The organism is Desulfosporosinus sp. OT, assembly GCF_000224515.1.
Lineage (GTDB): Bacteria > Bacillota > Desulfitobacteriia > Desulfitobacteriales > Desulfitobacteriaceae > Desulfosporosinus.
On sequence record NZ_AGAF01000118.1, the window covers coordinates 1 to 12,070 of the forward strand.

At 38.3% G+C, this 12,070-nt stretch carries 14 protein-coding genes and 1 rRNA gene; 1 reads left to right on the forward strand and 14 read right to left on the reverse strand.

Translation table 11 applies throughout. The features are described 5' to 3' along the window. A 16S ribosomal RNA gene (locus DOT_RS10740) occupies window positions 1-273 on the reverse strand; the annotation flags it as partial. A gap of 468 nt (window positions 274-741) precedes the next feature. On the opposite strand from DOT_RS10740, the gene DOT_RS10745 reads away from it, so the two are divergent. Continuing rightward, entirely contained in the window at window positions 742-1,422 is a 681-nt protein-coding gene (locus tag DOT_RS10745; RefSeq protein ID WP_009618183.1) for a P1 family peptidase, read from the forward strand. A 33-nt stretch (window positions 1,423-1,455) separates the two neighbouring features. Here the strand turns inward: DOT_RS10745 and DOT_RS10750 are convergent, their stop codons facing one another. The 13 genes from DOT_RS10750 to DOT_RS10810 form a co-directional block, all read right to left on the reverse strand. Then, on the reverse strand, window positions 1,456-1,803 hold the full coding sequence (locus DOT_RS10750; protein WP_009618185.1) for a DnaJ domain-containing protein: 348 nt from the start codon (window positions 1,801-1,803) through the stop codon (window positions 1,456-1,458). A gap of 284 nt (window positions 1,804-2,087) precedes the next feature. Next, the gene (locus DOT_RS10755; protein ID WP_009618187.1) at window positions 2,088-3,317 is read right to left on the reverse strand and encodes a C40 family peptidase; all 1,230 of its coding nucleotides are present in this window, start codon (window positions 3,315-3,317) and stop codon (window positions 2,088-2,090) included. Between the two features lie 337 nt (window positions 3,318-3,654). Then, on the reverse strand, window positions 3,655-3,900 hold the full coding sequence (locus tag DOT_RS10760; protein ID WP_009618189.1) for a thioredoxin family protein: 246 nt from the start codon (window positions 3,898-3,900) through the stop codon (window positions 3,655-3,657). A gap of 13 nt (window positions 3,901-3,913) precedes the next feature. Next, window positions 3,914-4,237: a carboxymuconolactone decarboxylase family protein gene (locus DOT_RS10765; protein ID WP_009618191.1), complete on the reverse strand. Its 324-nt coding sequence runs from the start codon at window positions 4,235-4,237 to the stop codon at window positions 3,914-3,916. A 152-nt stretch (window positions 4,238-4,389) separates the two neighbouring features. Beyond that, the gene (locus DOT_RS10770; RefSeq protein ID WP_009618193.1) at window positions 4,390-4,659 is read right to left on the reverse strand and encodes a hypothetical protein; all 270 of its coding nucleotides are present in this window, start codon (window positions 4,657-4,659) and stop codon (window positions 4,390-4,392) included. Between the two features lie 254 nt (window positions 4,660-4,913). After that, window positions 4,914-5,369: a hypothetical protein gene (locus DOT_RS10775; RefSeq protein WP_009618195.1), complete on the reverse strand. Its 456-nt coding sequence runs from the start codon at window positions 5,367-5,369 to the stop codon at window positions 4,914-4,916. A gap of 214 nt (window positions 5,370-5,583) precedes the next feature. Beyond that, a complete protein-coding gene (locus tag DOT_RS10780; protein ID WP_009618197.1) occupies window positions 5,584-5,763 on the reverse strand; it encodes a hypothetical protein in 180 nt (59 codons plus the stop codon). Window positions 5,764-5,953: 190 nt separating this feature from the next. Continuing rightward, window positions 5,954-6,238, reverse strand: a complete 285-nt coding sequence (locus DOT_RS10785; RefSeq protein ID WP_009618208.1) for a hypothetical protein — start codon at window positions 6,236-6,238, stop codon at window positions 5,954-5,956. 67 nt (window positions 6,239-6,305) lie between these two features. Beyond that, window positions 6,306-7,235 carry a D-2-hydroxyacid dehydrogenase gene (locus DOT_RS10790; RefSeq protein WP_009618215.1) on the reverse strand — a complete coding sequence of 310 codons (930 nt, stop codon included), beginning with the start codon at window positions 7,233-7,235 and terminating at the stop codon, window positions 6,306-6,308. Between the two features lie 51 nt (window positions 7,236-7,286). Next, entirely contained in the window at window positions 7,287-8,360 is a 1,074-nt protein-coding gene (rlmN, locus tag DOT_RS10795) for a 23S rRNA (adenine(2503)-C(2))-methyltransferase RlmN (RefSeq protein WP_009618217.1), read from the reverse strand. Window positions 8,361-8,666: 306 nt separating this feature from the next. After that, window positions 8,667-9,476, reverse strand: coding sequence for a methyl-accepting chemotaxis protein (locus DOT_RS10800; RefSeq protein ID WP_009618219.1), 810 nt, complete (start codon window positions 9,474-9,476; stop codon window positions 8,667-8,669). 248 nt (window positions 9,477-9,724) lie between these two features. After that, window positions 9,725-11,140 (reverse strand): diguanylate cyclase, encoded by a 1,416-nt coding sequence (locus DOT_RS10805; protein WP_083824068.1) that lies wholly within the window; start codon window positions 11,138-11,140, stop codon window positions 9,725-9,727. A 296-nt stretch (window positions 11,141-11,436) separates the two neighbouring features. After that, complete coding sequence (locus tag DOT_RS10810; protein WP_040411870.1) at window positions 11,437-11,988, reverse strand: NUDIX hydrolase; 552 nt, start codon at window positions 11,986-11,988, stop codon at window positions 11,437-11,439. Window positions 11,989-12,070: the final 82 nt, after the last annotated feature.

Genomic DNA, 12,070 nt, shown 5'->3' on the forward strand with positions numbered 1-12,070 from the left:
GCCAACTAGCTAATCAGACGCGGGTCCATCCATAATCGGTAGCATCTTCAGAGGCCACCTTTCCTTAAATGCTGATGCCAGCTCTTAAGATTATTCGGTATTAGCCCTCGTTTCCAAGGGTTGTCCCGGATTTATGGGTAGGTTACCCACGCGTTACTCACCCGTCCGCCACTAAGAATTCTCTAAGCAAGCTTATTGAATTCTCCGTTCGACTTGCATGTGTTAGGCACGCCGCCAGCGTTCGTCCTGAGCCAGGATCAAACTCTCCATAAAAAGTTATTTCAACTTCATTGAAGAAGATGATTCGCTCATGATTTCTTTTGAAACTCTTGCGAGTTTCTCTCATTGGCTGTCCTTGTTGTTTAGTTTTCAAAGACCATGACTTTTCATTAGCCACTTGGGCCAGATCTACATCTTAGCATTTTCAACTCGCGTTGTCAATGACTAATTTACCTGATCCAGATTGACTAGCTCGAGGTTTCTACCCCTTACTTGCTCAATCATTGTGCGTCTTTGTGGCGCTCAGTTATAGTACCATTTTCAGTGTGTGCTGTCAACAGTTATTTTCCTTCGTCTGCTATTTTCTTTACCATTCCTTTATATTTTCTTCATCTGTCCCATCTATTTTTCTGAATTGTTTCATTGATTTATAAAGCTGAACAGTCTCTCCACCTTAGAATATAGACCAATAATTACTCATAGTATTTACTGGTTAGTATGGAGGAGGTGGTTCGAATTAGAGTGAGGGAGTTAGGGCTCGACTTTGGCACCCTGCCTACAGGCAAATACAATGCTGTAACCGATATGCCTGGAGTTACTGCCATTGCCACAGCTTCTGGTGGGTCTGTTCCGGAGGGTAATGTCGGAGCAGGAGTAGGTATGATCACCATGGCCTACAAGTCCGGGGTGGGTACCTGTTCTCGCAACATAAAAAACAGCTTGGGAACCTGGACCTTGGGAGTATTAATGGTCTGTAACTTTGGCGAGCGTGAAGATTTAATAATTAAAGGCATCCCATTCAGTCGCATGTTTCCAGTCAACGAAGCTCCAACACATCGCAACTCAAATATTACTATTATAGCCACCGATGCTCCGTTGACCTGCCCCCAGTTAAAGCGTCTAGCCAAAAGACCCCCGTTGGGTTTAAGTAGAGTAGGAAATATCTGTCGCTGGGGGTGCGGAAATATTGAAATGGCGTTTTCTAATTACCCTTGGATTCATCCCCAAGCAAAGCCTCTAATCATTGATAACGCAGAGTTTCTTGACCCCTTTATCATGGCAGTTTCAGATGCCTCCGAGGAGGCCTGTCTAAACTCTTTGTTCCAGGCTGAAACAATGGTTGGAGTCGATAATCAGGTCCGAGAAAAAATCCCCGTTGAGCAGATTATTACCTACCTAAAGAACTCTAACCGCCTACGGTAAGCGATTCATATCGAATCATTCATAGATTAAATACTATGTAGAGTGTAGAGTAATGTATACTTTGTAAGCAATAAACGCGACAAAAGTAAAACTTAGTATTGCGAGGAAAAATATTATGAGGCATCCGAATAAAGACATAGATGACTCCTCAGTCGGTTGAAAAGTGCCCTCACTTGCATTGCGCATTTCATCGTATTGTTTGCGTTGGTGCGGATCATTTAATATTTCATATGCCTCAACAATTTCAACAAATTTATCATATGCGTCATTTTGAGAACATACATCTGGATGCCAAACCTTCATAAGCGTTCTGAAGGCAATCTTTATTTCATCGCTCGTAGCATGTTCATTAATTCCAAGTATCAAATAGTAATCTTTCATTGAGGAACCCCCAATTTGTTACTTATTTTAAACTTAGTTTTAAGCTTCACCATATGTTCAGGAATATACTCATTAGACCTAACAAACCTTGAACGGAGTACCCTAATCGCTAGCAGCACTACAAGGCATGAGAGCGCTGGAGAGCTACATAAGTGATGTGAATGGTCATATATAGAAAAAAGGGATCAAGCTGAAGACTTAATCCCATACTGCACAATTATTTTGTTAATGGAAAGATAGGACTTTAGCATCAACCGCTTGATCGCTTATGAAATAACCCCGGATTACTGAGCAATCACACGTCTTGCGCCATAATATCGACTAGACCAATACTCACTATTTATACTAGCGTAGGAAACACCACTATTTGAAGAGTTAATCATTATACCGTTACCAACATAGATGCCAACGTGAGATGGGCCTGCTTGATACGTAGAAAAGAAAACTAAATCCCCAGCTTGTAAGTTTTCTCTCGAAACGCTCTGACCTTCGCTATATTGGTCCCAAGTTACCCTACTAAGTTTAATACCAAACTGTCCATATACATACTGTACAAAGCTTGAACAATCGAATTGCGGATAAGTACCTCCCCAAGTATAAGGTACCCCAAGGAACGTTGATGCAAAGGATAGCAACTGCCCTACCTGTCCATCTAATTTCACAGGGGTGCTAAACGTACCCTGTAAACTATCTGTTTTCAGTTGAGACGCTAGTATCTCCTGATACTTCGCTTGTGAAACAAGTTGAGCTTGCAGTTGTTCTGCCGCAATTAAGCGCTCAGTTTCGCTAATATTCTCTTGACCCCGACTTTGCACTTGCATAATTTGTGCTTCATCATTAGTAATTGAATTTACTAGTTCAGTCTGCTTTGCCAACGCTACATTAAGACCGTCTAAAAGTTGCTGCTTAGACTGAATCTCATCTGTTAGTTTTTTTGTTTCGTCTTCTTCCAAGCTCCGCTTTACCTTGATTTCATCAGCATTTGCCGATATCTTAAATCTCAGATCTCGATAGAAGCTAAGAACTGTATCAATATAACTACATCTGTTGATTAAATCATTAATGCTTGTCGAACCAACCAACCAACTTATATAGCTTAAATAGGGGGTATCCCCCTCAGTGTACTGATTTCTAACGTAGCTCTCAAGAGTCTCTGTATCTTTTTTCTGCTGATCAGCTAACTTTTGTTGCTCCAGGTCTAAATCTGCTATGGTTTTTTTGTGTTGCTCTATAACTAGGTTATCCTGATCGATAGCGCTTTTCAATACATTAATTGATTCTTGGATCGATTGTGCCTGGCTTTCTGCAATGGCCTGCAATTGTTGCTGTACATTAACCTGATCTTGAAGAGAACTGGAATTGTTCTTAAGTGCACTAAGGTTATCGTATAGTGTCGCTGCATTTACTGGTTGTATGGATAAACAAATTATAATTGACACAAGAATGCTCAAAAATATGCGTCGTATTGCTACAACTCCTATTTTACTGAACGCTTTAGTTGACCACACTTGCATTTGTATTCCTCCTTAGCCCAACAATGCAATAAAAAGAATTCTTCTTACTTAGTTAGACTAACAGAGAGATGGAAAACAAACAATGGAACAATTTTCATGTGATTTAATTTCTGGTTGAAGCTAAATGCTAATTATTCAATTAAACATCTTGAAAAATCTTAGTAATTTCGAACTCCTAATTAATTAGGTTTTACCAGAGCTAAAGGTCTAGTTCACGATACAAAGATAGAGCCTACATTAAATTTAATGCAGACTCTATCTTCTCTTATTTAGATACCCTATAATAGTTATTTTCCGAATGTTCTTGCCGAAACAGAAAATCAAGTGTGATTTACTGCTATTTTAATGCACCTTCTGTAATCAGCTTCACCAGATCTGCTTTAGAGGGAACTTTTCCTGTAGATTTAACTTTTCCATCAATCACTAGGCCCGGTGTAAGCATTATCCCGGCCTTCGCAATCTCTTGAATATCCGTTACTTTAATGACCACTGCCTCTGTTTTAGTTTCTTTAACGACTTCCTTTACTAATTCCTCTAACTGCTTACACTTTTTACAGCCAGTGCCCAGTACTTTAATCTCCATTTGGACAATCTCCTTACTTTTCACAATCACATTTGATATTTCCAGCAATGATCTCTTGCCAATCACCAATTACTTCATGAGTCCAACAATCATCGGCTCCTGCTGCTTCTCGCATGGTGAGTGCCAAGATATAAGTCAATTCCTCTACAGTCGCACCGGCTTCCAGGGCACCTTTGAAATGTTTCAACACACACGGTTTTGAGCGACCTTTAATCGAAAGGGCGAAACAAATAAACTGATATGTTTTTTCATCTATCATTCTTTTTTCTTTATACAGCGCATCGAGATCATCTAATTTCTCTGCAAATTCAGGAAAGAATTCAGCCAGCATTCTCATCACTTTCACCCCCTCTTAGAATCATTATATCATCATTTTATAATATGTTAAATATTTTATTTAGTCATTTGTTTAAGGCTTTACAGTATTAATAGGCACTCAATTGTTGAGTGCCCATTGATTATTTACTCGTGATTATCTGAAACGTGGTATTAACTCTTTTTCTGATTTTCAAAATATCTATCGTTAGTTGCTTGTGGAATTGTTTCTGCTTGTATATCGATAATTTCACCAGAGAAATACCTTTTTGGCGACTCCCTAAAGCTTCTTGATCTCTTTCTCCCTAGGTAATAACGATAAATCCCAAATAAGCTAACAATCGCTGCTCCTACAAGAATGAGACCAAAAGTAAAAGTGATAACCGTCACAATGATGAAGAAAATGGCCAAGTACCATAGAACTCTATATAGTTGTTTGGGCATAATAATCCCCCTCACTTAAATTGATTTCAACTTAGTATGACTCAACTTAGTATGACTCAGATTAGTATGACTCAGATTAGTATGACTCATAGTTGTCCTTTCGAAAATTCAAGAAGAGTATCTACGGCCCTATATTACCATAAAACAAAGAAGATGGACAACCATACATCTCAAGATCTGAGGGTCTCTAATACGCAGACACCCTTTTATTACCAAATAATTGATTATAAATTGTTTTGTCTGCGGATGGGTGACTATAAGCACTCATTCGTAAAATAACTCAGGAGTTCAATAAAAGAAGTTTGTGCCAAACATGGGCTGAGGATAATTTCGAAATAGACAACCCAGTCCACTTTATTAATATCATACGTTACATCTTTAATAATTTCCTTCGGGATGTGTAAGGAAGCTTTGATCTTAGAAATAGTAAATTCTGCTACATTCTCTAAGTTACTAACAATTTCCGGGTCTGCTACGGTACTGAAATCAAGATAAAATTTAACTTTATTAAATGCCGCGTAAGTAACTTGATATGGGACTACGCCAATATCTCTCGTTTCTGCGTAAAGTACAGGGTCTTGCTTGAAAGATTTGAATATCAATGGCTCTGGAGTTTCTGATTCGACAATCGGTTTAGTTATTAATGCAATTCTCATAGCAGTAACTTCGCTTCTTTCTTCTAAACATGGTCTCTTAACTTCAATTTTCATTATTTCTATACGTTACTCTTAAGTGAGTGAGTTGCTGACATTGTTGTTTAGACTTTTCCACACCTAATAAAACATATACGTGCCTAATATTTTTTTAAGGGGGTCTCCCAATATGATTTTTTTTAAAACCCTAGGTGAAATTTACCTAGGGTTTTAAAAGTTGGGTTAAGTTATAAAGTTTAAATAAACTTTGATTAAATGAATCATTTCATTTTTAGTGTACGAGAAAATCTCTTACATCATCAAGAGCTTTTCTTAAACCTGCAAGAGCTTCTTCATCCATTCTCCCAGAATTGCGCATCCTTTGGAGGAGCTCATCAGGTCCAATTTCCTGCCTTTGCATCGTTGTAATTATCATTTTCTCATCTTCGGTTAATTCTTCCCATTTCCGCACAGGTCTACACCTCCGGTTATACTAAAAACAGTTGTCTGTTTAGTGTATAGCTTGTGGTTTATGGTATTTTTCTATACACGCAACCTTTTCTTTGATCCGCCAAAAAACTGGCTGCTAAGGGTCACTTGTTCAGACCAAGGTACCTAAGTAGTAACACGAATCAATCCATCCATTAACATTGAAGATGATCTTATACTGAAGGTTTTCTAAAAGGCAACACCTTGCCTTTATTTTTCTTTGGCAAATTATCACTGCAAGATGCACATCCACCACCGCAGCCCGTTTTATTGCCCACAAAGACTTTGCGCCAAGACACCTGCCATTTTTCGCCTACCTGTTCTATGCGGGTCTCAACTTCATATTGGGGACCACGTTGTTGATTGGCTAACCTTCCTTCTGTAGTTGCGACAATATTTGCGATATTAAGCGCCTTCTTTTCAGAATCATAAAGAGTCTGTATTTTTACCCATTCCATCATTACCGCTCCTTTTATGATAGCTTCTATCTTTTCCAGTACTAACCACTTGTTAAATTAGAAAAACTTAATATCCTTTATCAATTTCCACTTGATTAATTAATGGAAACCTTTCCTGATCCACATTTTTGAGAGTATCTAAAAAACAATTAACTGCCTCTTCAGGTGAAGTTATGGCTGAAATGTGCGGCGTGATTATTATTTCCGGGCGCTCCCATAAGGGAGAATCGTGTGCTAATGGTTCGTTCTCAAGTACATCCAATACTGCCAAACGCAAATTTTTATTGTCTAGTGCTGTAAGTAAGGAATACTCGTCAACCGATGCACCTCGGCCCACATTGATAAAGCAGGCCTTATTGAGATGTTTAAATAAATCACAAGTAAATAATTTATTCGTTTTAAGTGTCAAGGGAAGAGTATTTATCACCCAATTGGCGTCTTGTAGACTACCGCTTACTTTGTGTATAGGCACTACTTGGTTGAAGGGATCTTTTTGTAATCCACTGAGTGAGACTCCCATTACTTGAGCTCCAAAGAACCTGAAATGCCTTGCAACTTCTTGACCTATAGACCCAGTTCCAAAGACAACAATCTTCTGGGTAGAAATGGCTAGAGGTTCGAACGTCTTGATGACTTTAGACTCTTTTAATTTTTGAAAGACCTCATGTAGCTGCAAGTCTCTAAGAATATAACTCAAGCAATATTCACTAATTTTTTGCCCGAAAGAGCAAATAGTACGTGATAATATCACGTCTCTTTTCCAAGCTCTATTGTTTAGAAAGGAGTCGACACCAGCCCCCAGCGAATGCACCCATTTTATATTCTCAAACTGAAAGTTAGCTGTTGGTCTAAAAGAAACGAAAGCATCTGCCCATTTTAGGTCAGACTCTGAAACTCTGTCTTCAGATAGAAAACGTAATTCTTTATCTAGCTTGCTGGCTAAAAGGCTCTGCATAACATCAAATAAACGACCAGTAACGAGTATCTTCTCTATCATCCTGTCCCTCCAATTCAGATTGGTTGAATTTAGAATAAGTAAATCGATTCATCATGGGATCAATGACCTGAGTTGTTTACTTCTTAACTGCCCACAAGCGGCATCAATATCTGTCCCATGTTCAAGACGAATACTACAATTAATACCTTGTTTTTTCAGCGTATCATAAAACGCTAACATCGACTCATGTTCACTTCTTTGATACTGATTATGTTCATCCACCGGATTATATGGAATTAAGTTAACATTTGTGAGATGGTGCTTATCCCCAATTAGGGCAGCAAGTTGAAGGGCATGCTCCCTACGATCATTCAGATTCTTTAACAGAATATATTCCAACGTAATCCTGCGATTCGTTTTTTTTAAATAGTAATCAACTGCTTGCATCAGTTCCTCTATGGGGAAAGCTCGGTTTATTTTCATTATCTGCGTTCGGAGCTCGTTTGTTGGTGCATGTAATGAGATCGCTAGATTTACCTGCAAACTATTATCGGTGAATTCATAAATTCCATCTGCAAGCCCGCTCGTCGACACTGTAATACGTTTTCCAGCAATGGCTAGTCCTTTATGATCTTTAATAATCCGTAAAGCGTCTGCTACGTTTTTAAAATTATCAAATGGTTCACCAATCCCCATCACTACAACGTGACTCACTCTTTCCTCAAGTTTCGCTTCATCCAAATGATGTTGGACCTTCATAATTTGTTCCACGATTTCGCCACTGGATAAATCACGAATTTTTGTTAATAACCCACTTGCACAAAAACTACAGCCCATGTTACAACCTACTTGGGTAGTGACGCAAACCGATAACCCGAATTTATGTCTCATCAATACCGTTTCAATCAAATTGTCATCCTTTAACCTAAATAAAAACTTAGTCGTTCCATCCGCAGATTCTTGCTTAGAGTGTTCGCTTAACGATTGAATAACAAAATGATCTGCTAATAAATAAAGACACTCCTTATTGACATCAATAATTTCCGAGAAATGCCTTACCCGCTTCCTATAGAGCCAATCCCAAACCTGTGATGCCCTAGACTTTTTATGTCCATATTCCATAAGCCATGCCACTAGTTGATCAAAGGTTAATCCATAGATGGATTCTTCTTGTTCTTCTGGCATAGGCCTCACCCACTCTCGTTATATTTGATATAAACCAATTATTGGATTGCCATTCGACATTTACCTTCTGAATCCCTGCAGTAACAACGCACCGCGATAAAATACTTAAGCTTCATTCCTCTTCATCTCAACTGAGAGATATATATTATACCACATTCACTAAATTCCATTCTTAACTCTACAACAAGGTTCCACCCGGTACGCTAACCATGGCGGCCAAGTGTCCCTGTAGCCAAGTACAAACAAAGTGCTCCGCGTCAACGTTGACGCGAAGCACTTTGTTAATCTACATCCTCCAGAGACTGCTTAGCTTTGTCCCATTTCCACAAGTTTCTTAGCCATACTTTCTATACTTGCCAAACTGCGAGCAATTTCCGACACATCATTAGCATGATTGTCAGTTACTGCCGTCAGCTGCTTAATTGCCTCAATTAAAAGTCCCACAGAGGATTGAACCTCCTGCACGTTACTGTCGATCGCCTTCGTGGAGGTTTCGGTATCCGAAGCAAGCCTTCTGACTTCATCCGAGACAATAGCGAACCCTCGTCCATGCTCACCCGCTCGAGAAGCTTCAATAGCTGCGTTAAGCCCTAAGATGTTGCTCTGTTTGGAAATTTTCTTGATTTGCTGAGTTAATTCATTGGTTCTACGCATCTCTGCGCTTACATGTTCAGTCTCATCGTCCATACTTCGAATCGTTGCGGCGAGTTCTTCAGTAGCACCTGACAAATGGTGAGCTGAAGAAGAAATTGTTACCACGGCTTCAATAATATCCTTACCAGTTGCGAGTAGATTATCATAAAGTTCAGTCGAACATGCAATAGCAAGGCAACCAGCAATTTTTGACTCATTAAAGATTGGCAGAGCGATACCGACAAAGGGAACACCAAAAAGTTCTTTGGATATACGTCGTACAACGCGCTTTCCGCTCGTGAGAGCTTCCAAAACGTTTGAACCGGGCGTTGGCGAGTTGCCAAGCTTTGCTTTAGTATCGATCGTCTTTCCTGGGTAATAGGCAACAACCTTCTCTGTATCAAAAAGAGTAACGGCAACGTCATCATTGAAAAACTGCTGAACCTCCGCGACTATAAGCTGATAAGCCTCGAATTTTGTCACTTCAATACCTCCGTGTTATAAGCATATACCATATAGTAACTTAACTAGAAAACTAACTTCAAGGTGGTTTGAAAGTATTAGAAAACCAGACCCATGTGCCTAACATTCGACATTAAATGAATATAACCTTTATATTCCCCATTATAATTTTCTCTCCTGTATCCTTGCCTAAGCTAAATAGCCACACTGGACCTTCATTAAAAACATAGATAAAAATCCAGAGACAATCTCCATCTCGACCATCTTAACTAGGTTCCGGTTAATAGTACTTTTTCTATAAATATCCTTGCAATTTCCGGATCAAACTGAGTACCTGCATTCTCTTGAATTTCTTTAAGAACTTCCTTTTCACTCAAAGCTTTTCGATATGATCGCTCACTGGTCATAGCATCATAGCTGTCAGCTAGAGCAATGACTCTTGCTATCCTTGGAATAGCTTCACCTTTTAAACCTTTTGGATAACCTGTCCCATCCCATCTTTCATGATGTGCCAAAATGCAATCTGCAATCTCTAACATGTCATTCGACGAGTTTAAAATTCTAAACCCAATATCGGGATGCCTTTTTATTTCATTTCTTTCTAAATCTGTAAGTTTTCCAGGCTTATTGAGGATACCTTCTTCAATTGCAATTTTTCCAATATCATGAAGCAGGCCAACAACCTTAAGTCTACTTACTTCAATTTCTGAAAAACCTATTGCTTGTCCTATATGCTGGCATAGTTCACTGACCCTTTGGGAGTGTTTTTCTTCTCTAGGGTTCTTTTCATGCAGAGTTTGTATTATAGTGGTTATGGTATTCCCTCGCTGGCCTTGGTTTTCCATAATTTTATGTTTATGCATATAATCTTCAGCATTTTTTAAAATTTCCAGAATATCTTCATCGGGGTTATGCTTCGTCTCCCAACCAAATGCGATACTAACTCGAAGAGCATTGACATATTCATATGAATATAACTCTTTAATTTTCTTAACAATTTTTTCGGCTTCTTCGGCTTTTGTCTTTGGTAGAAGAATCACAAATTCATCTCCGTCCCAGCGAGCAACGATATCCTCTGGTCTGCATACATTTCGTATACCTAATGCTGCTTTCTGTAAGAGTTCATTACCTTTGTCGTGCCCAAAAGCATCATTAACTAGCTTCAGCCCATTTACATCCCCTAAAATGATAGAAATGGGAAGATTCCTTTCCGTGTCTAATCGCTTAACCTCTTCCTCATAGAAACTACGATTATATAATCCCGTGAGCTGGTCACGATAGGTTAAGTGATCAATTCTATTTTGAAGTTTCCTGTGTGCTTTGTGTCTTTGCCAAACGTTTAGATAGTGAATGGCGAAAAAAAACGCAAAAATAGTAATTAGAGTATCTTTTTTTAAATACGTCTCTCCTGAGAAATAAAGAGCTACTAACACCAAAACCAGCGTCAGTACATAATAAGTTGCTAAAAATAAAGGCGTATTTAGAATGAACGATACACAGTAAGTTGTCAAAAGCAACAGTACAGTGTATTTGATATCAAACCTATTAACATAAGAAAAATAAAGTTCCGAAAAAGTAGCAATAAAAACAAGTATATACGCTGGAGAAACATCATTCTTGCAGAATTTTTTGCTGATAAATGAACCCAATAAGCATTTTTCTTTACTCTGATCAGTAATGCACATGGATGCTAGCTCCTAACCTCTTAGTAAATTATAAAGACCAAAAACAGCATAATAGAATCAAAAATTTTTGATTTGACGAGAATTGACTTGTGTATTTTAGAAGGCAATCTCCGTTAACTAAATTCGACAAATTCTTTAGATATCCTTCATTATCGAGTTAAATTTGCAGACAAACGATCAAATTTTTAGAAATCCCTTGCCACTTAAAAAAGCTCTTTGCCAACTTTTCAAGTAAGCAAAGAGCTTGTGGATGCAGAACTGTTGAGTAGATATCACACTTGTCATTAACAAATGTATTAGAGTTCACTTAATTTTGCTATTAACTTCTCATAGACCCTATGCATATGAGGTTCATTACTATAGATATTGATTTCTTCAATGGGAATCCATTGAACACCACTATTTTCATCGTCTTTAACCCTTAGTAAATCGTTTTCATCTCCTTCGATTAAATAAGCAATCGATAGATGCAAATGTGGGGACACATAGCTTCCTCTTTTTATATGACCCAATACTGTAAGTACGTCCAAGGAAAAAATATCTGAAGAAACCAGGGAAATATTCTTCACTCCAGTTTCCTCTTTTAATTCTTTTACGGCAACTGCCAACAAATCTTCTTCTCCATCGGCATGGCCCCCTATCCAAGACCAAGAATTGTAAATATTATGATGTATCATGAGTACTCGATCTCTCGCTCGGTTAACTACAAATGCCGAGCTAGTAAAATGAGCAACCTTATTATTCCTCGTTAAAACATCCTCAAATACTTCAGTGCAATACATAATTACTTCCTTATCCTTCGTTTCTTGCTCATTGTAGGGAATATAGCTTTTTATTGATTCTAACAAACATTTTGCCCCACTTTCAATAACTATTTGCCACTTATCTAGGTAACTTGACAACCTAAAATTATTTTGATTAACTAAATAA